This window comes from Gilliamella sp. B3817 (assembly GCF_026536705.1).
Taxonomy (GTDB): domain Bacteria; phylum Pseudomonadota; class Gammaproteobacteria; order Enterobacterales; family Orbaceae; genus Gilliamella; species Gilliamella apicola_I.
In genome coordinates this window covers 71,361-97,502 of sequence record NZ_JAFNNV010000007.1, presented here as the reverse complement: position 1 = coordinate 97,502, position 26,142 = coordinate 71,361, and the positions used below count along the sequence as shown (strand labels likewise).

The window sequence follows — 26,142 nt, the reverse complement described above, 5'->3', positions numbered from 1 at the left end:
TGTATTATCCATAACATTTTTTTTCAGTTCAGTATTGTTTTGTCGACTGGTGCAATATCGCACTGATTAAAAGCAAAACGAGGTTAAAAATGTTATTAAATAACAAAAATCTTTTAAAGAACTCCATTAAAACATTAAAAATGGTTTTAGAGGAGCTGCATGATGTTATGGATAGTAGTAAACAAAAAGAGTTAGAAGAGATAATTCAAAAATTGGAAGAATCAGAGGAACAGTATTCATCAAGTCAATTACTCGATATTTTGTCTAGATGTATAACTTTAATTCCTGCCGTAATTCATCTAATTGAATTTATATCTAAAAAATGATTTTAGTTTACAGCAGGTCACTCGCAATCTAACAGAGGTAAATATAATGAGTTTTGGTAATGCGCTGAAAATGTGTCGTACACAAAAAAAGGTATCAAAAACCAAATTAGCTGAATTATCAGGCTTATCTATATCTTATCTTACTCTTTTAGAACAAGACAAAAGAGATCCCAATTTATCTACTATTGAAAAAATTTGTGATGCTCTAAATATTCCAATCAGTATTTTTATTTTTTTAGCATCTGATAAAAAAGAAATTGATGGCATTAGTCATGAATTAGCTAAACAGTTATCTCTAACTGCCCTACAACTTATAGAGCCTGATTCTGATGATTCCTAAATATTCAGCCAAACCAGTAGCTGATTTGGATTTATTAGCAAAAATCTTAGGTATAACAAGACAAGAACTTGATGATTTATATCATTCTTCGGATAGTTTCTTTTTTCTTCATAAAAGAAAAGAAAAAAGCGATGGTTCTTTTCGTGATACTTATAATGTAAAAAAGCAACTTAAACTTATTCATGCCAGAATATCTAATAAATTTTTAAAGAAAGTATATTATCCTGATTATTTACAAGGTAGTTTGAAGGATAAAGACTTTTTAACCAATATCAAAAATCATTTAGGAAAAAAAATACTAATTACAGAGGATATTACTAATTTCTTTCCAAGCATTTCAAAAAAAGTTGTCTTTGAAGTATGGGCTGGTTTTTTTAAATTTTCCAAAGAGGTTTCAGAATATTTAGCAGAACTAATAACATTTAAAGGCAACCTTGTTCAGGGCGGAAAAGCAAGTAGCTACATTTGTAATTTAATATTCTGGTCTCGAGAAAATGAGCTAGTCAGTTATCTAGCTAAAAGAGGTTTTACTTATACAAGATATGTCGATGATATAACAGTCTCGGCTAATCGAATTATTTCGTCAAAAGAAAAAAAAGACATTATTAGTCGCATTTATAGTTTATTGAAATCAGTAGGGGCCAAACCTAATAGAACAAAACATCATATTATGCCGAGAAGTGAAAAACAGATTATGCATAATTTGAATGTGAATCAAAATAGACCATCTATGCCTAAAAAGAAAAGGAATATGATTAAGGCTGCAGTATTTGAATGCGAAAAAGAATTTCAAACTAATGCAAATAGCGATAAGTATTTAAGATTATTCAATCAAACAATGGGACGAGTGAATCACATGAAACGTATGCACCCTAGAGTTGGTGATGCTCTACAGAAGCGATTGAAACTTGTAAAACCACAAAATAAATCTTAGATTTCCATATTGTATTTCCCCAAAATCCTCTCAACTCTTTTAATCGTAATATCCATTATTTTCGCAATATCTTGAATCGAGACGCCTTTGTCAAGTAACGCAGTTGCCATTGCGAGTTCAAGTTTTTCACGTCGTTCTTTTTCTATTTTTACTTTGTCTTTCTCCGCCTTAATTTTTTCATTTGCGACTGCCAACTTTTCTTTGGCGATTTTCTTTTCTTCTTTGCGGATTTTTTCGATCACTTGGTAGGTTGGAACATATTTTAGGCTTTGCTCTAACTCGTCCATAAGCTTAGTACTGCGGAAGCTGATATAGGATTTAGGGGTGATGATTAGGTGGTCGATTAGGTCGATATTTAAAATACGGCCGACTTGGATTAGGCGATCGGTGATATCTTTATCCGCTTCGGACGGCGTCAGCGATCCTGACGGATGATTATGAACTAATATCACGCGTGAGGCGTTTTTCATTACCGCAACACGAAATACATTCATCGGTTCAACATCGACCGATTTATAACTGCCAAGCGCAATCAGTTCGATATACAGGATATAACCAGCTTGATTCATCCCAATCATCCAAAGATGTTCTTTTTCTTGGTCGATTTGGTTATCACGTAATAACACACGTTGCATAATGCTGTAGACATCGTCTGAACCTTCAATATAGCGTTTGTCATGCTTGGTTAGTTTTATATCCATTTTATTACCTTGTAAAATCAGTTAAAAAATAATATAGCATATTTTTCTTAAACTTAGCAGTGATTAACTCAAACCACTACATGAGTGATAGGTAGGATGGATTTTATATTAAATGTACAAATTTAATAAAAAAATGCTAAAGCTTATTTTTTGTTAAGTTTTTTTCAAATTTGAAGCTACTAATCATAAATTTTCATTTCTAAATAATTTGTTATCAATGATAATGAGTAAAATGCTTAAATTGTGTCAAAAATTAAGGAATAATAAAAATGGAACAGCGAATAAAACAAAAATTTACCGAATTAGAACAACAATACCGTATCCATATTCTTTATGCCTGCGAATCGGGCAGTCGGGCGTGGGGGTTTCCTTCGCCAAATAGCGATTATGATGTACGTTTTATTTATGTTCATCCGTTGGATAGATATTTAGCCATTGATAATCCTGAATCACATTTTACTTTTCCCATAGACGACGAACTGGATTTACAAGGTTGGGATTTGAAAAAGACCCTACAGTTAATCCGAAAATCCAATACTACGCCGTTTGAGTGGTTGCAATCTCCAATTATTTATCAGCAAAATCAATCAATTGCTCAGCAATTATGGCAATTGTGTGCAGACTTTTTTAATGCACGTGGTAACATCTATCACTATTTAGGTATTGCTAAAAGCTCGCTGCAAACTATCAATGGCAAACAGATTGGTGTTAAAAAATTGTTTTATGTGTTAAGACCTTTATTGTGTGCTAAATGGTGTTTAGGAAAACGGCAAATCGCTCCTATGGCAATAATGCCATTATTAACACTATTACCGGATAATTTAAGACAGCAAATAAATGATATTATTAGATTAAAAGCAACTATGGTGGAATCAGCATCGATAACTATTGCGCCAGAAATCTTATCGTTCATTGAACAATCCATGATTGATATCAGTGCTGAAGTTGAGTCTATCACTGAACAGCATTTTAAGGCAGATAAATTAGATCGCTTTTTTATACAAACGTTAATGAGCTTAAAATAAGGAAAGGAATACGACATGACAATTGATGATTTAAAAGCACAAAATCTCATTTTGTTTGAAGTGATTAGTGGTAGTCGTTCGTTCGGATTAGCTACTGAAACATCGGATACAGATATCAAAGGGGTGTTTTATTTACCTAAAGATAAATTTTATGGACTCGAGTATATTCCGCAAATTAGTAATGAAACCAATGATATCGTCTATTATGAATTAGGTCGTTTTGTAGAGCTTTTACTTAAAAATAACCCGAATATTTTAGAAGTATTGGCTTCTGCACCCGACTGTATTTTATATCAGCATCCAATTATGCAGCAGTTAACCCTTGATCTATTTTTATCCCAACAAACTAAACAAACCTTTGCTCACTATGCCATGTCACAAATTAAAAAAGCCAAGGGATTGAATAAAAAGATTAATAATCCGGTCGAGGTGAAGCGTAAAACGGTCCTTGATTTTTGTTATATTATTCAAGGTCAGCATGCTTATCCTCTCACCAATTGGTTAAATGAAAAGTGTTTTGATCAACACTTATGTGGTTTGGTGAATGTTCCACATAGTAGAGATTTATATGCCCTTTTTTATGATGCATCAGGGGATTGTGGTTATCATGGTATTATTCAACAGGATGATTCGACCGAGCTGTGCTTGTCTTCAGTAAAAGTTGACACCCCAGTAAATGCTTACTTAAGTTTTAATCGTGATGGTTTTTCATCGCATTGTCGTGATTATAAGGCTTACTGGCAATGGGTTGCCAAACGTAATGAACAACGTTATCGCAGTAATATTGAAAATGGTAATGATTTTGATGCTAAAAATATGATGCATACCATTCGCTTATTACAAGTTGCTCATGAAATAATGACCAAAGGCACCATTACCAATAAACGCACTAATCGAAACGAACTGCTCGCAATTAAAAATGGTCAATTAAGCTATGACGAAATTATGAATATGGCCAAATCATTATTTGATGACATTGAAACCGCAACACTAACCACAACCTTACCTGAAATGCCCGATTCAGATGAAATTATTGCTCGGTTAATTAAAATGCGGGAGTGGTTATATAATCGATAGTAAGTAATAAAAAATAATCAGCTAATGATTAAATTACAATAATTCTTTTTAATCTCTAAACAATAAAATTATAGATGTTTATTCTTAATAAACACTATACTTTCAAACAACATATTTATCACCCAAACCATTTAATTCAAGAGATTTATTTTGAATCATTCACTCTTTTTCGATGTATAAATTATAATAGATACAACTATAAAAATTATTGAATATATACAATTGAGGAAAGAGAAATCAATTACCAAAATGTTCCAAATTATAAAAATGAAACATCCAAATCATTAAAGTTATATAGAAATAAATCCCTAAATTTTTACTAAACAGGTATATGTAAATTTTTGACTTCATAGCGAACACCTGACAAATATAAATTACGTAAAAAATAATCAATTTGGTCATGTGTGTATACCCCACTTATCACGCTTTTTTTTAGTTTTACTTTTTTATTTTTAAAAGTTATAAATAATATATATATAGGATGCCATTTCCCTATCCGTCTTATCCTTTTCCATTGTATCCCTTTAGGTGGATACTTGAAATATTCGACCTTAATGATTTTAACTTCAAGATCTTGGCAAATTGGAATATAAGTTTTTGGTCTAATTTTTGGTAAAATAATAATGCTTTTCTTTGTGATATGGAAAGTTGGAGTCATGCATAGCCATACTAAAATAGTAGCAGGAAAAAACCACACACCGTGAATTGAAAATAATAATTCATCAACACCTATAAATAAATTTATAACAGCTAGAAAAATAAAAACTAATAACAAAGGAGACCAAAATAAAACACCAAAAGTCAGTGCTGTTGATATAATATCCATAAAAGATTTTTTTAATGGTTTATTTTGTTTTCTTTTTGTATTCATTTTTACTATGTTTTTTAACGATGATAAATCTATTATTTTCAATGGAATTATAATTTATTATTTTATAATAATTTTTTTTAAATACCAAATTCTAAAAATCAAAATTATCCCAATGAATATGATTGAAGAATATTTTTAGTATAAAACAAATGTGTTATTGCTCTATTTCTCGATAGTTTTACTAATTAGATCATTCATCATGATCTCTATAACACTTTATCTTAAGATAACCCAATATTGATATTCATCACTTATGCTAATTAATTACTGTTCAAGTGAGTATAGTTGACGTTCTGATAACCCGTTTTTTATAACAGGAAAGCTAGATTTACACATAAAGAGAGTATGATTTACCCATTATTTTACATGATTTTGATTAGCTATTGATTAACTAACATAACGGAATTGATGACCCATATGGACTATCCACAACTTTCGATGAACAACTTATTATGGCGTTTCAATCAAAAAGCCAACACGAGGGTTGGCATTTTCTTACTACCCAGTTTGCCCAACATTTTTTAATTCAATAAAACAAAATTATTTAGCATATATCCTAGTAACCTGATACAACCGTTTAACTATTTAGATGCAACCAATACATTGCCTCATAAGGTTGTAACACCATTTCTGGCTTTAATTCAGTTTGGTTTTCATAATTAGCTAGCAATCTTTGCCAATGACGATTTTCTAACGCTTTAGGTAATTGCCATTTAATCGTATTTTCGGTCAGATTGGCTATCACAAGTAACGTTTGATTATTCCAATGTCTGACATAGCACCAGCAATTAGCAACATCAGGCGTTAGATCTTGATAGTCACCGAAAATAAAGATCGGATAAGTTTTGCGTAATTTGATTAAGGTTTGATAGCAATAAAAGATTGAATTGGGATCATTAAGCGCTGCCTTAACATTGATTTTCGGATAATTGTTTGCCACCTCGATCCAAGGTTTACCTTGGCTAAATCCGGCATTGGCGGTGTTGTCCCACTGCATTGGCGTTCGACTATTGTCCCGTGATTTACTGGCAAGAATCGCTAACATATCAGACTCTGACACACCTTCGGCAATTTTTTCTTGGTAGATGTTAAGACTTTCCACATCTTTATATTGCGAAATATGAGTAAAATGGGGATTGGTCATCCCGATCTCTTCTCCTTGATAAAGATATGGCGTGCCTTGTAGTCCATAAAGAATCATCGCCAGCATTTTGGCCGATTCGCTGTGGTATTGGTCTTCATTACCTAAACGTGACACAATGCGAGGTTGATCGTGATTACACCAGAAAATCGCATTCCACGCCTTTCCGTGCATACCCACTTGCCAATAGCCAAGTATTTTTTTGAGTTCAAGTAAATCGGGCTTAGCCAGCGTCCATTTTTCCCCATTTGGATAATCAATTTTTAAATGATGAAAATTAAACGTCATGGTCAACTCTTTACCAGCCAATGCGGCATATTTTTGACAGTTTTCAAGCGTAGTAGACGACATTTCACCCACGGTTTTTAAACCATTAGGTTGAAAAACATCTCGGCTTATTTCTTGCAAAAATTCGTGTATTTTCGGGCCGTCTGTATAATATCTTCGTCCGTCACCATTCACGTCATCCGGAAAGTCTTGCTGTTTAGAGACCAAATTAATCACATCCAGCCTTAATGCATCGACGCCTTTATCCGCCCAAAATTGACAGACATTTTTAATCTCTTGGCGAACGGTTGGATTTTCCCAATTGAGATCGGCTTGCTGTTTTGCGAACAGGTGTAAATAGTATTGTCCTGATTGCTCATGCCACTGCCAAGCATTACCGCCAAATTTTGACCGCCAATTGTTGGGTTCTGATCCGTCAGCGTTGGCATCTTTCCAAATATAAAACGATCGAAAAGGACTGGTTTTATCTAAGGCGGATTTAAACCATGGATGCTCTGTTGACGTGTGATTAAATACCATATCCATCATAATACGGATATCACGTTCATGCGCTTGCTTAACCAATAATTCAAAGTCTTCCATCGTGCCATAAGCCGGATCAATATCATAATAATCCGATACATCATAACCATTATCAACTTGCGGAGAGGGATAAATTGGCGTTAACCAAATCGCACTAATGCCCAGATTTTTAAGATAATCCAATCGGCTGATAATGCCTAATAAATCCCCCGTTGAACCAGTACCACTGGCTTGAAAACTTTTGGGATAGATTTGATAAATAGTTCCATTTTGCCACCAAGGGATTTCGTTCGTATTCATTGTTTGCTCTTAATTATTCATCTGTCATAAATTAACCGTTCCCTAATATAGAACGGTTAACGGTTATTAAATCGTGTTTAGCGAATATCTAACGTACCTTTTTTCAATTTTATTTTATAAACAACTGATGTTAAAACAATAGGTACGACAATTGCCACAACCATGGCTAATGCATAAATTCCCCAATAAATCGGTTTTATGGATAAAATGCCAGGTAATCCACCCACACCTATACCATTAGATAATACCCCAAACAAACCACAAATTAAGCCAGCAAAGGCCGCACCAATCATGGCACATAGCATAGGGAATTTATAACGTAAATTGATACCGTACATCGCCGGTTCAGTCACGCCCAGATAAGCTGATATGGCAGCAGGAACAGACACTTCACGTTCGTTATGTTTTTTACTGACTAAAATAATCCCCACCACCGCCGAGGCTTGAGCAATGTTTGATAACGCAATAATTGGCCAAATAGGTGTTCCCCCCATATTTTGGGTTATCTGCATATCTATGGCTAATGTCGTATGGTGAATACCGGTAATTACCAATGGTGAATATAAGAAACCAAAAATAGCTGATCCGATAAAAGCATAATCTCCAGTCATCAAATATCTAACCCCATAGGCAATACCATTACCTAACATTCTCCCTAAAGGGCCTAATAAAAAATGTGCCAGAAAAACAGCAAGCAGTAGCGATACGATCGGAACAATAACCAACGTAAGATAATCAGGTATAATTTTACGTAATCGAGTTTCGATCCACCCTAACGCTAAACCAGCAAAAATCGATGGAATCACTTGTGCTTGATACCCTACTTTTTGGATAGTGAACAACCCAAAATCCCACACTTCAGGTATTTTACTGCCCAGATCGTAAGCATTCATCAATTGTGGTGAAACTAAAGTAATGCCTAATACGATACCTAAAACAGGTGAACCACCCATTTTTTTGACCGTTGACCAACAAATGGCAACCGGTAAAAAATGGAAAATCGCTTCACAAGGTAGCCAAAGTATATTGTAAATAGGCGCTAACCAGTGATAAGTTGCAATTAATGGCTTATCATCAATAGTGGGCATATCTCCAATAATGTTGCGTAACCCCAATAACAAACCGCCTGCAATTAAAGCAGGCAGCAAGGGTACAAAAATTTCTGCTAAGTTCGAAATTAGTCTTTCAAAAAAAGACATATTTTGTTTCGCAGCAGCTTTAGTTTGCTCTTTAGTTGATTCATCAAGATTTAAATGCTGAGTTAAAGCTTTATAATAACTATCCACATTGGTACCAATAATGACTTGAAATTGCCCGGCATTATTAAAACAACCTTTTACAAAAGGTAATTCCTCTATGGCTTTTATATCGGCTAATTTGGGATCAGACAGTGCAAATCTTAATCGTGTTAAACAGTGGGTAACACTCGCAATATTTTCTTTTCCACCCACACAATCAATCAATGCGGTTATCGATTCTGAGGTGATGTTAGGATCTTTAGCCATCTCCAAGTCTCCCTATCATAAATATTTAGCCGAATTAGCTATTAATACATTGGCTATGTTTGAATTAGGATTTAGCATAGATTGAAAAAGACAAACAATAAATGGGAACGTTCCCTATTTGTGATAGATCTCACATAATTAATAAAAAATATAATACTGTTAGATTGTTATTACTATTTATTAACAGCCAGTTGGCAAGGAATCGTCACCGTTTTAAGTTCCACCCCATTGGTTAACATTCGGAGTAATTCATGAGCGGTATAAGTTCCAGCTTTATCAAAACCTAACTCCACAGATAACGTTTGTGGAAAAAGGAAACGGAACAATTCACTCTGCCCGATACTCGCAACAATGATATTTTTATATTGCTTTTCATGAAGATATTTATGTAAGCCTAAAGCAAGCGTTTCAGTCGCACAAACAATGGCAGAAGGTGATGATTTAATGACTGTTTGAGCAAGATGATAGCCTGATAGATAACTTAATTTTCCTAAACAAGCATTAGGCGTTATTTGATGAAGCTGACAAAAATCCAGATAAGCTTGATAACGTAGCGCACCGGTAGTTTGGTCTTGTTGTTCAATACCAATAAAAGCAATATTACGCTGTTTTTGCTGATGATATAAATGCTCAAGTAAGTGAGTTACTGCACCGATATCATCGTAACAAACACACATATGATTAGGGAATGAACGAGCAATAACCACACTCTTATTTTGCCAGAAAGACAATCCCCCCTTATCCAATCCTGTAAAGGCAAAAACTACCACACCGTCAGCCTGCTTATCTTTCAACATGGCTAAATGTTCTTCAACCTTTTCAACATTAAATTGGCTTTCCATAATAATCGGGTCATAGCCATGTTGATAAAATATTGGCAGCATGCTACTGACAGCTTGATTTTCAGACATCGAGTCGAGACGAGTGACAATAATACCAATCACTTTATTGCCATAACCTCGCATTGCTCTTGCAGATTTAGACGGCGTAAATTGATATTGTTCAATAATTGCATTGACTTTATTACGTGTCGCTTCCTTCACCATTGGGTCATGGTTAATTACTCTTGAAACCGTTGATTTGCTTACTCCGCTTAGTTTGGCAATATCTTTAATGGTTAAGTGGCTCGATGACTTGCTCATAATAATTTTGCTGAATAAAGATCAATAAAATTATAGTAATATAGTTTCAACAAAATTGCGATATGGTAGCTGCTTGGATGATATTAAAAACCATGAAATATTGATATACCTGATTTAATGCCAATGGTAGAATCAGATTAAAATTTAACAGGTCATTAGTAGTACTGTTTAACTCAATATCTCACTTTACGACAAGCTATTAAACATGAAAAAATTATATTTACTGTTAGGTTATATCTTATTTTTTGTCAGTTTATCCGGACACGCATCAAGTGATGTCACAAAAATAGCTACCGTTACAGAACAATTTAAAACTGCTCTATTATGTCAATCAAAGCCTTTTTCCATCGAAGATAAAAAAATCATTACTGAACTTGAAAAACAAAAAATTACCATAAAAAACAAACAACAAGATAATATCACTGGAATCGAATACCATTTTAAGCAACCTATCAAAATCAAGAATGTATGGGTTAATATGATTCGTTATGAAAGCGATAATTTCGTCACATCTTTTTATGCTAAAGCCAAAGGTGATATGCACAAGTTCGCTAAATTGATTGGTGCTAACACTATATTGCGTAGCTGTGAAGAACCCATTCCATTGAATGATACAGACATATACCGAAAAGATATTACCCCTATTACGGACAATAAACTTTACCCTGATACCATAATTATTGGTCAGGATAAAGACTCAAAGCCGAATGAATTTTATGTTATTTGTTCTAAAGTTGAGGCTAATGAACCATAATTCTTTGCTTAATCAATATTATCCTATTAATTTATTTATCTTATGTATGGATAATGTGTGAATTCCATATTAGGTGGTACTTGGTTATAAACTTTTCGAGTGAATGCATCAATGCATTTTAATAGTGTCTAATCTTGATGTAAATTGCTCATGTACTTTGAGCCAATAAAGACAGCAAACACTCTCTAATTCTCATGTTTGCTTGACTTAAATCAATTGTACAAAAAAATAGCTGATGATTTTGAATGGTGGTATTTTCATTAATCGATTGATTTGTTGTTGGATATAAAAGCATACCTGATGCAGAATAGGATAATCGGTCATCACTTCTTTCTTGACTTCTTACATAAGCATAAAGTTGGTACAAATGATCTGTCTTAAAAGAAAAACTGTTATGATTAAAAATTGAGGTACATTTAGTATCCACAATTAAGCGAGAATTTGTTTTGTTATTTTCTATAATTAAATCGGTAATCATTTCTGGCATAAACTGTCCAATGTTGTCCGTCGATTGGGTACATTGCCATTTAAACCTTTTTCCCGACTCGATTTGCCATTCATTTGGATTGAGATTAACCCGATAAAAACCAATTACCGCTTTCTCAAACAATAATCTTAACCACTGATCTGTTTTTTCCAACTGATTAAGTGTTTCTTTACCGAATAATTCTGTTGGAATAGACAAACTATGAACCAATTTAGCCACCGAAACTAATAGATTATCATGAGGATTTGATCGATTGAACTGATCGATAACAGGGTTGTAATAGTTAGATTTACCGATTTTTAACTCTTTAAAACGATTGGTTATTTGTTTACATTGCTTAATCAATTCATCATTATTTAATTGCCTTAATAAAACATGAGCAGCATCATGAATATATTGATTTTTGGGTGTATTATTTGTTAATCCATCATATCGACAATGGATTTTACCTTTTTCAAGTAATAATTTACGTGTGGTGGTTAAATAATCAATTTTTCCTCTAACACGTGTTAAAACCTGCTTTTCAGGTTGATAACTGTTAGATAATGAATAACGCAATCCTTTGTGCACTGCCTTGCAATAAATCTCAGCAGCCAGTTCAACAATTTTTTCAGGATTTTCTTCAAAATTTATTCGCTGCTGTTTATCAAGCTCTTTATAATAATCTGATGCATACAATAAAAGTAACCATATGTTTCTAATAGGTATTTTATTTAATGTGGTATTTTGTTTTGTTGTCGATTTAGTATTCATTGAGATTGTTTATATGCAATCGTAATAAGTTTCATTGCTTTGTTAAGTTGATCTTTTTCATCAAACCAATACTCTTCCAATAATGGTTTAACTTCTGTATCAATAATATTTTGATACCACACTAAACCTTCACTTTTCGGTATAGCTCTATGATGAGTTAAATAACTATGACCAATAGCAAAAGCACTTCCTAACATTCTATCTTGAGCAATGAATTCATTTAATTCATTCATTCTTTCTCTTATTTCTTCTAAAAGCTTACTATTGAGCCCTGTTTTTTTAATCATATAGCGTAACCATTTTTCTGAAAAATTAGGATCTAAAGTAAAAAACGCAAAACGTCGACGTAGTGCAAAATCGACTAATGCTAAAGATCGATCCGCTATATTCATTGTACCAATAACATATAAGTTATCGGGAATATATATTCCGTTTTCTTGTTCACGGCGATAGGTCAATTCTAATGCTTCACTCGGTGTTCGCTTATCAGCTTCAAGCAGTGTTAGCATTTCACCAAAAATCTGTGCGGGATTACCTCGATTAATCTCTTCAATAACCATAACATATTTAGATTGAGGATCATTTCTGGCTTGATGAATTATCTCCAAAAAAGGACCATCGATCAGTGCTAACTTACCATCACTAGCGGGACGAAAACCACGAATAAAATCTTCATAAGATAGATTAGGATGAAATTGAATTGCTCGAATATTATTTGAATCTTTATAGCCAATTACAATATTAGCCAATCTTTTAGCTAACCAAGTTTTACCCGTACCAGGGGGACCTTGTAAAATAATATTTTTCTTTTTTGTTATACTGGATATCATTTGTTGCAATAGCTGTTTATCGATAAAACAATCTTCTTGAATTAAATCTTTTAATGTATAAGGATGCCTAACAAATAATGGATCATCAGTTAATGGTGCATCAATATCTGGTTCATTTTCCATGATTTCTCCTCTTTTTCCATCAATATTATGATTAAGTAACCGATATTTACCATTCCCCAAAAACTGAAAAAATTTTTTATCTTTCATTCGTTGTAAAGTGTAAGTTAACAAGTTACTTGTAACTCTATTATTTGGAAATTCCTCCTCAAGTTGTTGTCCGTATTTATCCAGCAACTCTTTACAATTAAAAACATTACTTCCGTTATCTTGGCAAAGTTCTTGGATGAATTGTAATAATATAATTTGCCATTGATTATTAGATGCTAAATTTTCATTAATTAATGTGCGATTTTCATATTTACGTAATGCAGTGAAATAAAGCTCAGGAAAAGAGTGAATAGGAAAGTAATCTTCGTTAAATCTCGTTGCTAAATCATCAAGTAATTTTAGGTAAACATTACCATTAAAATGCTCTTTAGATAATCGATCATCTTTTATCAACTCCAATTCATCAGTAAGATAAGTTTTTGAAGCTTTATCCAATACGACATAGGCGTGAGGACGAATCCAAAATAAACCACTAGTTAATTGCCATGGAAAATATGATTGCGACATGACTAAGTCAAATTTTTGTTCAAACTCATCTTGATAGTTTTCATCAACATTAGAAAATTTCAGTGCAGTAGCATAAAATTCCCACAAATTATCAATCTCTTGTTGTTGATTTTCGGAGTTGGTAAAAAACCAAGATAGTTGATTATTAAGTAATGGTATGCCCTCAAAAGAGTTAGGGACAGATTCTTCAATATTAAGAAATTCAGCCCACTTTTTAGCGATTTCTATTCTTGTCGTTTCTTTAATATGACGATTAAATGTTCCTAATACAGTAAATGGACAAATATCCTGTAAACCTTTATCGAGTAAATAAGACAGCTTAAACTCGGTGGCCAGCTGATTGACAAATTCCATTAATATTGAACGTTTGTTTTTATCTAGATAAATTAATAAATTATCTGCAATAGCTTCATAAAAACGTACCCAACTGAACAATTGGGTACGATTGGCAACATCACCATAACGAGATCGCCAATAAGGCGCATTCCGAAAATAGTCAATATCCTGTGGTTCATTATAGAAAGTAAAATTGATTAATTGTTTTGATAACCATTCATCATCTTTAACACTCCAAATAGTAGCCATATTGGTATAAAAAAACCATTTTTTATTCAAATTCTTTTTTTGCCAATTAACTTCTAATAACTTTCCATCACCATAATTTTTTGTCACAATACCGGTCACTTTAATCTCCATGACCGAAACAGCTTGACCTTTATTATCAAAGGGTAAATTCTTTTTTAAATTATAAGTAGATTTGATCGCAACTCGATCACCAACTGAAATGGTTCGTACGGTATTTAAGTATTTATTATCGTAACCATTTTCCCAAATACCTAATTTAACAAAACGTTCTGTTTGGTCTTCACTACCATTAAATTTAGCGCTTAAAAACCAATATGTTTTTATTGCTTCCAATGTTTTTCCTTTCAAAAGTAGATAATCTATTGTAAAGATAAATTTTTGAAACGAAGTTTAACTTAAAACAAGATAAAAAAGTGAACAAATCTAATTAAATGTGTGATATAGGTCAAATTTTCAAAAAAATTCTTAAATAATTATTAACAAAAAGATCATTGAATATAATTGGCAAAAAATAGCTTTTTATTCATGTTAAAAACCTATTTCTTAACACATTGCCTTAATTTATAAGCACTTCCCCACTCTAACATAGCATCATGAACCTGTTTTAAACTTTGTCCGACTTCGGTCAAGGTATATTCAACTTTAGGAGGTACTTGGGCATAGACTTTGCGATGAATTAATCCGTTTTTTTCCATTGCACGTAGGTGCTGGGTTAAGACTTTTTGCGATATGCCGTCTAAGGATTTTTTTAATTCGCCAAAGCGTTTAGTGCCCGTTAATAAATCACGAACAATTAAAACTTTCCATTTATCGCCCATTAGCATAAGCGTAGTTTCGACGGGACAAGGGGGTAAATTTTCACTGAGAGACATAATAAAAATCCTTTAAATTCAATTATAGTATTAATTTGGTAACTATATTACTGTTTAGTACCTACTTTACAATAGATACTTTGAATATTAATCTAAAAATATTCATTACTTAACGATTTTTGTTTACAGAACCTAAAACCAGAATCCAACAATATTATTAAATTAATAAAGAATAAAGGAGTCAAAAAGATGAAAATAGCTGTTATTGGTGCAAGTGGTAAATCAGGCAGTCTGATAGTTAAAGAAGCAATTGCGCGTGGGCATGACGTGACAGCGATTGTTCGTCATCAAAATGCGCATGTCGATCCCAAGGCGAAAGTTTTAGTGAAAGATTTGTTTGATCTGACTTATGAAGATTTGAAACCTTTTGATGCGATTGTCGATGCATTTGCGACATGGAGCCTTGAATCACTCCCTCAACATCAAACAAGTTTAAAACATTTAACTGACATTTTAAAAGGTAAACCTAACCGTTTATTAGTTGTTGGTGGTGCAGGTAGTTTATATGTCAATCCTGAACATACTATTCGTTTAGTTGATACACCCGAGTTTCCAGAAGAATTCAAACCACTAGCTAATAATATGGCTAAAGCACTTGATGAATTAAAAAAATGTCAGGATGTGAACTGGACTTACTTAAGCCCAGCTATTGAGTTTATTGCCGATGGCGCAAGAACAGGTCACTACAAAGCAGGCGGTGAACAGGTTTTATTCAACACTCAAGGAAAAAGCCAAATTAGCTATGCTGATTATGCCATTGCCATGGTTGATGAAGCAGAAAATGCCAAACACATTAAACAACGTTTTACAGTAGTGACAGAATAAGATAACAACCTATTTTATATAGTGAACAGCTGATGCCTGTTCACTATTTCATAGCGCTTTTTATTGCTGAACTATCAATTTAAATTTTATTAATCAAATTTCTGGTACTATTCTGTACCAATTTGACAAGTCATTTTAATTTCTCGATTATCCGTGATTTCTAAGTTTGACAACACCACTAGCTGTGGAAAATGGGGTCTTAAAAATTGTGATAGCGTCGGTCTTAATGTGTGGTTAACCAAGAGTACAGGCGGTGCACCAATGGCATCTTGCTGATTTAAAGCCTGCTTAACTTGTTGAATAATATGATCCGCTAGTCCCGGTTCAACATTACTGGTATTTTGGAGTGCTTGTAGCAACAATCGTTCCAAATTCACATTTAAACCAATGACATTAATTGCCCCATTCCCCGGAAACCATTGTTGTGTTATCACTCTTCCTAAAGCTATTCGCACTAAGCTAAGCAATTGATAAGCATCGTTTTGATTCGGTGCATGTTCGCTTATGGTTTCGATAATTGTGCGCATATCACGTATTGACACTTTTTCGGCGATTAAATTTTGGAGTATTTTATGAAACGTCGTTAACGTAATGACGCCCGGTATAAAGTCCTCCACCAATTTTGGAATATCTTGTTTAACATGATCCAATAACTCTTGTGTTTCCACTCGTCCTAATAAATCACTGGCGAACTGTTGTAACAAATGATTAAAATGCGTCGCAATCATGGTGCTGGTATCAACAACGGTATAACCTAAAATTTGAGCATTTTCTTTATTACTTGCGTCTATCCATACCGCAGGCAAACCAAACGCAGGCTCGGTAGTGGGTATTCCGTCAATGGTTTCTGACACATTCCCCGGATTAATCGCTAACCATTTGTTATTAACAATTTCACCTTTTCCTATTTCCCCACCTTTAATAAATAATTTATATTGATAAGGTGCGAGCGATAAATTATCTCGGATATGAACTTGAGGCGGTAAAAAACCAAACGTTTGAGCAAACTTTTTCCGTAAACTGCGTATCCGACCCAATAATTCACCATTCTGAGTCTGATCTACCATAGGGATTAACCCATACCCCACTTCCATTGCTAAAATATCCTCAATACTGACGTCCGACCAAGATGCTTCAATATTACTCGGTGTCGTTGCTTGCGTATCAACTTGCTTAGTGCTGGCAGTCGTATCATTTTTCTTCTGCTTATTAAGCCACCAAGACAACACAACTAATATCGCAGTAAACAGTAAAAACACCAGATTTGGCATACCCGGAATCAAACCCAATAATCCAATGACTACCGCAGTCAAGATTAATACTTGTGGATTTTTAAACAACTGGTTTAGCATCTGTTCACTGATGTTTTCTTGTGATGTCACTCTTGTCACGATCACGCCAGCAGCCGTTGAAATAATTAAAGAAGGGATTTGAGCAACCAGACCATCACCAATAGTTAATAATACATACGTCTGACTCGCATCCGCTAGTGCCATACCATGTTGTACAACCCCTACTAACAGCCCACCGATAATGGTAATTGCCATTATCAATAAGCCAGCAATCGCATCACCCCGAACAAATTTACTTGCTCCGTCCATTGAACCATAAAAATCGGCTTCTTGGGTGACTTCGGCTCGGCGTGCTTTGGCTTCGTCTTCACCAATCAATCCAGCATTTAGATCCGCATCAATTGCCATTTGCTTACCGGGCATACCATCTAATGCAAAACGAGCTCCGACTTCGGCTATTCGCCCTGCCCCTTTGGTAATAACCATAAAATTAATAATCACCAAAATGATAAAAACCACAATACCTATCGCAAAATTGCCACCTACCAGAAAATGACCAAAAGCTTCAATCACCCGACCTGCGGCATGACTGCCAGTATGACCTTTTAACAGAACAACCCGCGTCGATGCAACATTCAATGATAAACGTAATAAAGTCGCAAACAATAACACGGTTGGGAAAGCAGCAAAATCAAGTACACGCTTAGTAAACAATGCCACAATCAAAATAATAATTGATAACGCAATATTGAAGGTAAAAAACAGGTCTAAAATAAACGCAGGTAACGGTAATACCATCATTGAAAGAATCAATAAAATTAGCAGTGGACCTGCTAAAATTTGATAATGCCCTTTTTTAAGCCCATTGGTTGATAAAAACGAAACTATTTTATTTTTAATCATGTAATTAATTACCGCCTTGGTTGATTTTCTGCTAATGACTCAGGTACCGGCAAATTGTTAGGTGTAATCGGTTTATCACCGCCAAATTTATGCCACCGTTTTAATTGATAGACCCAAGCAAGAATTTGCGCAACAGCTGTATATAATTCGGTTGGAATGGTCTCGCCAATTTCACCATAACGATATAAAGCCCTAGCCAGTGGTGGCGCTTCTAATTGTGGAATATGATGTTGATTGCCGATCTCCCTAATTCGTAAAGCGATTTGATCGGTTCCTTTTGCCAATACTTTAGGGGCTATCATGGTTTTTTCATCATAATGTAAAGCAACCGCATAATGAGTCGGGTTGGTTACAATGACATTTGCTTTAGCGACATCTTTCATCATGCGACGCCTTGCCATGGCTTGCTGCATCTGCCGAATACGGCCTTTTATTTGAGGATTCCCCTCTTGCTCTTTAAACTCATCTTTAATTTCCTGTTTTGACATCATCAATTTTTTTAAATTACTCCAAATCTGATAAAAGATATCAAAACCGACCATCGGAATAAGTGATAACACCATGAATAATCCACAAATCAAAATAAGATCTATCGCTTTTGTTAATGCGCTATTTAGATACATTTTTGGAAGAGAAAGCAGATTTGGAAACAAGTCGAATAATAACAATGAAGCAGCTAAGGTAATTAATATGACTTTTAGCATACTTTTAAATAATTCCGCTAAAATTCGGCGACTAAACATCCGCCCAAAACCAGAAATCGGATTCAACTTTTTAAAATTGGGTTTAATTGATTGCCAACTAAATAACAAGCCACCCACACAAAGCGGTGCCACAATAGCAAAGATAGCCAAGGCAAAAAACAGAGGAACAATAGCCCAAAAACCTGCGGTCATTAACTCAATCAAATTGGTCAGAATACGAGATTCATCATTTACACGAAAAGAGACCTGCATCGCTGTTTTTATTATGATGATTAACTTCTGGACTAATGCAGAACCCATTAACCAAAAAAGCATAATGCCCACCAACAAAATAATGACGGAAGTCAATTCTCGTGAACGGGGTATCTGTCCCTTCTCTTTAGCTTTTTTTAGTTTGCTATCGGTGGGGCGTTCGCTTTTATCTACATCACTTTCATTAGCCATGATAGGGGTTAATAGTATCTAACTGTCTAAATAGAAATAAAATAGTCACAGTATGTACTTAACACACTAAAGTTATTGGCTTGATTAAACGACAAATTAAGGTGTATTTAACGCGTTTACACTGAACACACCGCAATTATCATTAAACTTTTGCTCGTTTTGATGAGATTGTTTCGGTTTGTTGATAACCATTATTGGTATAAACAACCGGATTATGAATACTTTTTAAATGATCGATAGTTTGCTGAGTACGATGCATACGATTTTGAATAATCAAACCATTATCACGATTGATATTCGCTAATAACCGCGTAGTGGTTGTAATGGATTGCCATTGCTCTGCCAGTTCTGGATTTCCACTATAAGGGGAAGATAGATTGAGTTGTTTACTGGTATTTATTCGTTTTTCATCTAATAATTTTAATTCAATAAGTAATTGACTCTTTTTATTGATGATTTCATTGAGTTGATTGATAGAACTGTTTTCAATAAGCACTTGTTGCTCGGTCTGCAAAATGTCTGAAAGTGTTTGTAACATGACGGTTATTTTATTTAAGATGTCATTTAATTCTAACATTTTTATTTCCTTTCAAACTTTACTAACTATTCAATATTTTCAATCATCTGTTTGATAAGTTCATCAGCTATTTTTGTGGTGTTTATCACTAATTTACCTTCAGTAATAGCCTGTTTTATGTTATCAACTTTTTCCATGTCAATGTCATTATGCGTAGACTGTAAAAGCGATAAGGTATTTTGACTTAATGTCACATTAGCACTGCTGGTCAGGCTATTTTCTGTCTGCTGAGATGATCGTGGGCTTTTTTGTTGCTCATTGATAACATCACGATTAAGTAATCCTGCTATTGTCGTTACCGATTTAGTCGCTTCTATACTCATAAAATACCTTTGATCAAAAATTTAATGATTTGTTTAGTCTAATTATCGGCAAAAATAAAAAAATCATTAATTTTATTTATCGAAAATTGTCACACCTTCTTGCGTAACAATACCTTCAACAATATTGCCAGAATTAAGCTTTACACTAATATGATCATCTAAGGCGCCATTATTAAGAGATTTACCTTTTGTTGCAATCACATACCCCTCTCCATTAATCAAGACTTTCACCATTTGACCGGCCTTGATGTGCCAATTTTGTTGCAGCATTGAAGTTCGAATTGGCTCATCAAGCTCAATGTTACGTAATGCAATATGATTAATAATGTGCTGTTTATTTAAAATTACCGAATTGGCTAGAAGATCAAGTCGTCCCAATTTTGACCGTATCAGTGCATCAGTAATGATCGTTCCTGCACTTATAGGCTTATCAGCGACAAAATAATGTCCCTCAGCACTGACTTTTATTTGCAAATACTGGGTTTTATTACCGCATTTAACGCCAATGGTCATCGTACCCCACTGTTTTTTATTATTCAGTAGCGTAATTTTGGGCTCATCACACATTAACTGCGGTTTAGGCGATATATAAGATATTGAAATATTATCGACAGGAACCGTTATATGTTTTGAAACTAAATCATTCACCGCTCTTTCAAATGAATCAGCCATCGCCATATTGCTCACCAATAACAGTGAAATAAGCTGTATTAATCTAATAACCTTAATCATATTTGCTTGTTTTAAAATTATTTGTAAGCCGATTTTACTGTATGAACAATTTTATTGAATGTTGAAATAAGGACAATTTTTGTTGTTATTTATACGATGAGTTTTTTTTGATTCACATAAAATTTTAAATATCAAACAAAGTGAGACGATTTTATGCTGAATAAATTAGACACCTTTATTAATTTTCATCAACAAGCATTAAATGTACGTGAAAAAAGACAAACTATCTTAGCATCAAATATTGCTAATAGTGATACACCGAATTATCAAGCGCGTGATATTGATTTTAATGCCGAATTGAAAAAAGCACTAACTCATCAGAATAGTCGCCATCAGCTACAACTTAACGTAACGTCGAATCAACATATACAGATCAATGCACCTGCTATGACAAATGTAAATATGCTTTATCGTATTCCTTATCAAGCATCAGCGGACGGTAATACGGTCGAAATGGATCAAGAACGCACAGCATTTATGGATAACAGTATCCACTATCAAAGCAATTTAACTTTTTTAGGTGAACAATTTAAAAATGTAATGTCTGTATTACAGCAAGGATAATCAATATGAGTTTTTCAATTTTTGCAATTTCTGGCTCGGCCTTAATGGCACAAACTCAGCGAATGAATGTCAGCGCCAGTAATTTAGCGAATGCTGACAGCATCACCAGCACATCAGGAAAAGCATACCAAGCAAAACAAGTTATTTTTCAGGTGGATAATAACGGTGAGCAAAATAGTATTGCTGGCGTTAAAGTCGCCCAAGTGATTGAAGACCCATCACCCATGAACTTAGTTTATGAGCCACATCATCCATTAGCCGATGAGAAAGGTTACATCCAAAAACCCAATGTCGATGTTGTTGCCGAAATGGTCAACACCATATCAGCATCACGCAGCTATCAAGCCAATGTCGAAGTCATTAATACCGCCAAAAGCCTAATGTTAAAAACATTGACATTAGGTCAATAGCAAGGAGTGAGAGATGGGTGTAACAAATGTGTCTGTATCCGAATCGGTAGGCGTAAACGGTGTTCAAACCAAACAAAAAAGTACAACTGATGGCAATTCGAGTAAAGAATTACAAGATAACTTTTTAACGTTACTGATTGCCCAGATGAAGAATCAAGATCCAACCAATCCAATGGATAATAGCCAATTAACCTCGCAACTTGCTCAAATTAACACATTAGCGGGGATTGAAAGATTAAATACCACGCTAGGCATGGTGTCTGGGCAAATTGATGATAGTTTATCGGTCAATGCCAGCAATATGATTGGTAAAGGGGTAATGGTACCTGGCAATAAAATTTTAGTGGCGACCTCTGAGCTTGAAGGTACTGATAACGAAACCGAAACCATTACCACACCATTTGGTTTTGAGCTAATGCGTGATGCTGATTCAGTCATCATTACGATTTTAGATGAAAATGGTAATGTCGTACGTGAAGTCGATTTAGGTTCGATTCCTGCTGGGGTTAGCTCCTTCACTTGGGACGGTCAGCTAAACGATGGCACCACCGCACCAGATGGTAGTTATACCTTTTCGGTCAATGCCAGTTACGATGGGCAAAAAGTATCCTCAACGTCACTTGGCTATTCGGTTGTCTATGGTGTGATAAACAGTAAAGTTAATAATAAAGTATTACTCGATTTAGGAATACTTGGTTCAATTAGTATTGACGAAGTACGTCAAATTCTTTAAGGGAGATGAAATTCAAATGGGATTTTCTCAAGCAATTAGCGGCATGAATGCTGCATCAAAACAATTAGACGTCATTGGTAATAATATTGCCAATTCTGCAACCGTTGGCTTTAAAAGTGCGAGTATCTCATTTGCCGACATGTATGCCGGATCAAAAGTTGGTATGGGTGTGAAAGTTGCAGCCGTCATGCAAAATTTTGGTGACGGAACAACAACCGCCACTAACAATAGTTTAGATGTTGCTATTTCTGGCAATGGTTTTTTTCGCTTAGTGGATAGTAGTGGACAAATTTATTATAGCCGTAATGGTCAATTTCAATTAGATGCCGAGCGCAACATCATTTCGGCGGATGGTTTGCAACTCACTGGCTACTTAGCCACCGGCACACCGCCACAAATTGCACAAGGTGCAGCACCGGGGCCGCTTAAAATTTCGCAAGAAATGTTAAATGCTGCCGCAACAACAAAAGCATCATTACAAACTAACTTAAACTCAAATAGTACCGTACCTGAAAAACAGCCTATTAATGCACTTGATGCCGATACGTTCAACTACTCAACAACGCTGACAACTTACGATTCGCTCGGTAATCAACGTAATGTACAACTGTTTTATGTCAAAACAGCCGATAATCAATGGGATGTGCATTATCTCGATAGTAGCGACCCGAATGCAACATTACAAAAAATGGGGCAAATGGAATTTGATTCATCCGGTAAATTAATCAGTGATCCAGAAATGACCATAAATATTAACGGTATTAATGGCTCGGCTGACAACACCTTTACACTATCACTGGCTAATAGTTCTCAACAAAATATGGGCAAAGAAGTGGGCAGTATCAAAACCCCTGTCGTTGATGGTTATGCACCGGGGGATTTAGTCGGGTACAACATCAATAATGATGGATCGATTTACGGTATCTATTCTAACCAACAAACCATGTTGTTAGGTCAAATTGCGATGGCGGATTTTGCCAATGTAAACGGACTAGAGTCAGCAGGCAATAACAATTGGCGTTCAACACTTCAATCCGGCGCTGAAGTATTAGGTATTGCAAACTCAGGTACGATGGGCGCATTGACCAGCGGTGCAGTAGAATCATCCAATGTGGATATGAGTCAAGAATTAGTCAACATGATTGTTGCCCAACGCAATTATCAATCTAATTCACAAACCATAAAAACGCAGGATCAGATACTTAACACATTGGTTAACTTGCGTTAATTAAGGAATAAATTATGGATCGCGTTATTTATACAGCCATGTCGGCAGCAAGTCAGACTCTTCATCGGCAAGCAATAACCAGTAATAACCTAGCCAATGTTTCAACATCAGGCTTTCGTGCCCAATTAGCCGCAATGAAAGCGGTACCTATTGTTGGCAGCACTATGCCAACCCGAACAATGGTCACAGCAACTACCCCCACATTTGATGCCAGTATGGGGGCATTTAATTATACTGGTCGAGAATTAGATGTTGCTTTAGCCGAAGATAACTGGTTAGCGGTACAACTTGCCGATGGTAGTGAGGCTTATACCCGTAATGGTGCGATCCAAATTGATGAAGAAGGTACATTGCGTGTGCAAGGATACCCTTTAATGGGTGATGGCGGTGTACTAACTGTTCCGCAACAATCAAAAGTCAGTATCAGTTCAGACGGGACTTTATCAGCTTTAGGCGCAGGTGATAAACCAACCACCATAGCCCAAGTGGGTAAAATTAAAAAAGTCCAACTTAAACCCAACGAAATAACTCGCGGTGATAATGGCTTGTTTCAATTGACTGAACAGACACGCAATGCCCGTGGCGCCGTATTACCCGATAATCCCAATGCCAAATTGATGTCGGGCGTATTGGAAGGCAGTAATGTTAATCCCGTTGTCGCAATGGTTGATTTAATCAGCCATTCTCGCCATTTTGAAATGCAAATGAAAGGGATCACAACCGCTGACGAAAATGCTCAAAAAGCGAATCAAATATTATCACTGACTTAATTAGGAGTATCACCAATGATTAAATCACTCTGGATTGCCAAAACCGGTTTAACCGCACAACAAATGAATATGGATATTATTTCCAACAATCTAGCCAATGTCAGTACCAGTGGTTTTAAACGGCAAAGAGCAGTATTTGAAGATCTACTCTATCAAACCGTTCGCCAACCGGGCGCACAATCTTCAGAACAAACTACCTTACCGTCAGGCTTACAAATTGGCACAGGGGTAAGACCGGTTGCCACCGAACGAATTCACAGCCAAGGTAATTTAGAATTAACCGACAACAGTAGTGATATTGCTATTAATGGACAAGGCTTTTTCCAAGTGCTATTACCCGACGGAACCCAAGCTTATACTCGTAGTGGCGCATTTCAAGTTAACCAAAATGGACAACTCGTCACCGCCAACGGGTATGAAATTCAACCAACCATTAATATTCCCGCAAATGCAATTAAAATGACGGTCGCGCGTGATGGTATTGTCAATGTCACCCTTGCCAATCAATCCTCGCAAGTACAAGTAGGTCAACTGACATTACACACCTTTATTAATGATGCAGGACTTGAAAGCATGGGGGAAAATCTTTACTTAGAAACCGAAAGTTCTGGTGCGCCGACTGAAAACACCCCCGGCCTAAATGGTGCAGGATTGCTATACCAAGGTTATACCGAAACATCGAATGTCAATGTTGCCGAAGAGCTGGTAAATATGATTCAAGTACAACGTGCTTATGAAATTAACAGTAAAGCAATTTCGGCATCCGATCAGATGCTACAACGATTAAATCAGTTATAAATTAATACCATGATAAACGTGATGAAATCCCTGTATATCGTGATCGCTGCGCTGTGCTTAGTGAATTGCGCACAGTTACCGAAAAAGCCATTAGTCAAAGGTGAAACGAGTATCGTTCCGCAAATGCCAGAAATTGTTAACACCAGCGGCTCTATCTATCAAGCAGCACAACCAAGTAATTTTGGTTATCAACCCATGTTTGAAGATCGCCGTCCACGCAATATTGGCGATGTGCTAACCATAGTATTACAAGAAAACGTCAGTGCCAGCAAAAGCTCATCAATCAATGCCGGACGTAACAGTTCACTGAATTTAGGGGTAAAAGCTGTGCCCACTTTTTTAGATGGACTGGTTGGACGTGGAAAAGTCGAAACAGACATGTCTGGCGGTAATGATTTTAAAGGATCTGGAGGAGCAAACGCTAAAAATACCTTTAGCGGTACTATTACTGTCACCGTACAAGATGTAATGATAAACGGCAATTTAAAAGTCATTGGTGAAAAACAAATTGCGATAAATCAAGGAACGGAATTTATACGATTTTCAGGTGTAGTTAACCCTCGAACAATTAGCGGCAATAATACCGTTATCTCAACACAAGTAGCCGATGCCCGTATTGAATATGTCGGAAATGGTTACATCGATGAAGCACAAACAATGGGTTGGCTACAGCGTTTATTTCTCAATCTTTCACCGTTTTAACGAGTC

General features: G+C 35.3%; 27 protein-coding genes. 14 read left to right on the top strand and 13 right to left on the bottom strand.

Translation table 11 applies throughout. From position 1 onward, the window contains the following. Nucleotides 1-89: 89 nt before the first annotated feature. The 3 genes from J3U36_RS09100 to J3U36_RS09090 are packed head-to-tail and all read left to right on the top strand — an operon-like array spanning nucleotide 90 to nucleotide 1,600. A complete protein-coding gene (locus J3U36_RS09100; protein WP_267378546.1) occupies nucleotides 90-326 on the top strand; it encodes a hypothetical protein in 237 nt (78 codons plus the stop codon). Between the two features lie 46 nt (nucleotides 327-372). Next, nucleotides 373-666: a helix-turn-helix domain-containing protein gene (locus tag J3U36_RS09095; protein ID WP_267378549.1), complete on the top strand. Its 294-nt coding sequence runs from the start codon at nucleotides 373-375 to the stop codon at nucleotides 664-666. After that, complete coding sequence (locus J3U36_RS09090; RefSeq protein ID WP_267378553.1) at nucleotides 656-1,600, top strand: reverse transcriptase family protein; 945 nt, start codon at nucleotides 656-658, stop codon at nucleotides 1,598-1,600. The genes J3U36_RS09095 and J3U36_RS09090 overlap by 11 nt, the downstream gene beginning before the upstream one ends. On the opposite strand, the gene J3U36_RS09085 is transcribed toward J3U36_RS09090, so the two are convergent. Next, entirely contained in the window at nucleotides 1,597-2,301 is a 705-nt protein-coding gene (locus J3U36_RS09085) for a JAB domain-containing protein (protein ID WP_267378555.1), read from the bottom strand. The two genes, J3U36_RS09090 and J3U36_RS09085, sit on opposite strands and share 4 nt — an antisense overlap. A gap of 269 nt (nucleotides 2,302-2,570) precedes the next feature. Here J3U36_RS09085 and J3U36_RS09080 point away from each other — a divergent pair, with 269 nt between their 5' ends. Both J3U36_RS09080 and J3U36_RS09075 read left to right on the top strand, forming a co-directional pair. Then, nucleotides 2,571-3,326 (top strand): nucleotidyltransferase domain-containing protein, encoded by a 756-nt coding sequence (locus tag J3U36_RS09080; RefSeq protein WP_267378557.1) that lies wholly within the window; start codon nucleotides 2,571-2,573, stop codon nucleotides 3,324-3,326. A 15-nt stretch (nucleotides 3,327-3,341) separates the two neighbouring features. Further along, nucleotides 3,342-4,403, top strand: coding sequence for a DNA polymerase beta superfamily protein (locus J3U36_RS09075; protein WP_267378560.1), 1,062 nt, complete (start codon nucleotides 3,342-3,344; stop codon nucleotides 4,401-4,403). A 319-nt stretch (nucleotides 4,404-4,722) separates the two neighbouring features. On the opposite strand, the gene J3U36_RS09070 is transcribed toward J3U36_RS09075, so the two are convergent. From J3U36_RS09070 to treR, 4 genes are all read right to left on the bottom strand, one after another. Beyond that, on the bottom strand, nucleotides 4,723-5,274 hold the full coding sequence (locus J3U36_RS09070) for a hypothetical protein (protein ID WP_267378563.1): 552 nt from the start codon (nucleotides 5,272-5,274) through the stop codon (nucleotides 4,723-4,725). 577 nt (nucleotides 5,275-5,851) lie between these two features. Then, the gene (treC, locus tag J3U36_RS09065; RefSeq protein ID WP_267378565.1) at nucleotides 5,852-7,525 is read right to left on the bottom strand and encodes an alpha,alpha-phosphotrehalase; all 1,674 of its coding nucleotides are present in this window, start codon (nucleotides 7,523-7,525) and stop codon (nucleotides 5,852-5,854) included. A 77-nt stretch (nucleotides 7,526-7,602) separates the two neighbouring features. Next, complete coding sequence (gene treB / locus J3U36_RS09060; RefSeq protein WP_267378567.1) at nucleotides 7,603-9,030, bottom strand: PTS trehalose transporter subunit IIBC; 1,428 nt, start codon at nucleotides 9,028-9,030, stop codon at nucleotides 7,603-7,605. Between the two features lie 173 nt (nucleotides 9,031-9,203). Beyond that, nucleotides 9,204-10,172, bottom strand: a complete 969-nt coding sequence (gene treR, locus J3U36_RS09055) for a trehalose operon repressor TreR (RefSeq protein WP_267378570.1) — start codon at nucleotides 10,170-10,172, stop codon at nucleotides 9,204-9,206. 205 nt (nucleotides 10,173-10,377) lie between these two features. Here treR and J3U36_RS09050 point away from each other — a divergent pair, with 205 nt between their 5' ends. Then, on the top strand, nucleotides 10,378-10,926 hold the full coding sequence (locus tag J3U36_RS09050) for a hypothetical protein (RefSeq protein WP_267378573.1): 549 nt from the start codon (nucleotides 10,378-10,380) through the stop codon (nucleotides 10,924-10,926). A gap of 148 nt (nucleotides 10,927-11,074) precedes the next feature. On the opposite strand, the gene J3U36_RS09045 is transcribed toward J3U36_RS09050, so the two are convergent. The 3 genes from J3U36_RS09045 to J3U36_RS09035 form a co-directional block, all read right to left on the bottom strand. Then, nucleotides 11,075-12,166, bottom strand: a complete 1,092-nt coding sequence (locus tag J3U36_RS09045; protein WP_267378576.1) for a 5-methylcytosine restriction system specificity protein McrC — start codon at nucleotides 12,164-12,166, stop codon at nucleotides 11,075-11,077. After that, on the bottom strand, nucleotides 12,163-14,592 hold the full coding sequence (locus tag J3U36_RS09040) for an McrB family protein (protein WP_267378578.1): 2,430 nt from the start codon (nucleotides 14,590-14,592) through the stop codon (nucleotides 12,163-12,165). Before J3U36_RS09040 ends, J3U36_RS09045 begins: the two co-directional genes overlap by 4 nt. A gap of 203 nt (nucleotides 14,593-14,795) precedes the next feature. Then, entirely contained in the window at nucleotides 14,796-15,131 is a 336-nt protein-coding gene (locus tag J3U36_RS09035; RefSeq protein ID WP_267378581.1) for a winged helix-turn-helix transcriptional regulator, read from the bottom strand. A 189-nt stretch (nucleotides 15,132-15,320) separates the two neighbouring features. Here J3U36_RS09035 and J3U36_RS09030 point away from each other — a divergent pair, with 189 nt between their 5' ends. Further along, nucleotides 15,321-15,956: an NAD(P)-dependent oxidoreductase gene (locus J3U36_RS09030; protein ID WP_267378583.1), complete on the top strand. Its 636-nt coding sequence runs from the start codon at nucleotides 15,321-15,323 to the stop codon at nucleotides 15,954-15,956. 107 nt (nucleotides 15,957-16,063) lie between these two features. Here the strand turns inward: J3U36_RS09030 and flhA are convergent, their stop codons facing one another. From flhA to flgA, 5 genes are all read right to left on the bottom strand, one after another. Next, nucleotides 16,064-18,151 (bottom strand): flagellar biosynthesis protein FlhA, encoded by a 2,088-nt coding sequence (gene flhA, locus J3U36_RS09025; RefSeq protein ID WP_267378585.1) that lies wholly within the window; start codon nucleotides 18,149-18,151, stop codon nucleotides 16,064-16,066. An 8-nt stretch (nucleotides 18,152-18,159) separates the two neighbouring features. Continuing rightward, nucleotides 18,160-19,299: a flagellar biosynthesis protein FlhB gene (gene flhB / locus J3U36_RS09020; RefSeq protein ID WP_267349914.1), complete on the bottom strand. Its 1,140-nt coding sequence runs from the start codon at nucleotides 19,297-19,299 to the stop codon at nucleotides 18,160-18,162. A 142-nt stretch (nucleotides 19,300-19,441) separates the two neighbouring features. Next, the gene (locus J3U36_RS09015; RefSeq protein WP_267361007.1) at nucleotides 19,442-19,876 is read right to left on the bottom strand and encodes a flagella synthesis protein FlgN; all 435 of its coding nucleotides are present in this window, start codon (nucleotides 19,874-19,876) and stop codon (nucleotides 19,442-19,444) included. A gap of 26 nt (nucleotides 19,877-19,902) precedes the next feature. Beyond that, on the bottom strand, nucleotides 19,903-20,199 hold the full coding sequence (gene flgM / locus J3U36_RS09010; protein WP_220216098.1) for a flagellar biosynthesis anti-sigma factor FlgM: 297 nt from the start codon (nucleotides 20,197-20,199) through the stop codon (nucleotides 19,903-19,905). A gap of 72 nt (nucleotides 20,200-20,271) precedes the next feature. Next, nucleotides 20,272-20,871 carry a flagellar basal body P-ring formation chaperone FlgA gene (flgA, locus tag J3U36_RS09005; RefSeq protein WP_267361005.1) on the bottom strand — a complete coding sequence of 200 codons (600 nt, stop codon included), beginning with the start codon at nucleotides 20,869-20,871 and terminating at the stop codon, nucleotides 20,272-20,274. A gap of 213 nt (nucleotides 20,872-21,084) precedes the next feature. On the opposite strand from flgA, the gene flgB reads away from it, so the two are divergent. Genes flgB through J3U36_RS08970 form a run of 7 tightly spaced genes read left to right on the top strand, consistent with a single transcriptional unit; the run spans nucleotide 21,085 to nucleotide 26,136 of the window. Next, the gene (gene flgB / locus J3U36_RS09000) at nucleotides 21,085-21,495 is read left to right on the top strand and encodes a flagellar basal body rod protein FlgB (protein ID WP_267378589.1); all 411 of its coding nucleotides are present in this window, start codon (nucleotides 21,085-21,087) and stop codon (nucleotides 21,493-21,495) included. A 5-nt stretch (nucleotides 21,496-21,500) separates the two neighbouring features. After that, nucleotides 21,501-21,905, top strand: coding sequence for a flagellar basal body rod protein FlgC (flgC, locus tag J3U36_RS08995; RefSeq protein WP_220216101.1), 405 nt, complete (start codon nucleotides 21,501-21,503; stop codon nucleotides 21,903-21,905). A gap of 13 nt (nucleotides 21,906-21,918) precedes the next feature. Next, a complete protein-coding gene (locus J3U36_RS08990) occupies nucleotides 21,919-22,638 on the top strand; it encodes a flagellar hook assembly protein FlgD (RefSeq protein WP_220216102.1) in 720 nt (239 codons plus the stop codon). Between the two features lie 16 nt (nucleotides 22,639-22,654). After that, entirely contained in the window at nucleotides 22,655-23,866 is a 1,212-nt protein-coding gene (gene flgE, locus J3U36_RS08985; protein ID WP_267378592.1) for a flagellar hook protein FlgE, read from the top strand. 14 nt (nucleotides 23,867-23,880) lie between these two features. Beyond that, on the top strand, nucleotides 23,881-24,636 hold the full coding sequence (locus J3U36_RS08980) for a flagellar basal body rod protein FlgF (protein ID WP_267378595.1): 756 nt from the start codon (nucleotides 23,881-23,883) through the stop codon (nucleotides 24,634-24,636). Between the two features lie 15 nt (nucleotides 24,637-24,651). Next, a complete protein-coding gene (gene flgG, locus J3U36_RS08975) occupies nucleotides 24,652-25,434 on the top strand; it encodes a flagellar basal-body rod protein FlgG (RefSeq protein WP_267361001.1) in 783 nt (260 codons plus the stop codon). A gap of 21 nt (nucleotides 25,435-25,455) precedes the next feature. Next, nucleotides 25,456-26,136 (top strand): flagellar basal body L-ring protein FlgH, encoded by a 681-nt coding sequence (locus J3U36_RS08970; protein WP_267349928.1) that lies wholly within the window; start codon nucleotides 25,456-25,458, stop codon nucleotides 26,134-26,136. Nucleotides 26,137-26,142 lie beyond the last annotated feature (6 nt).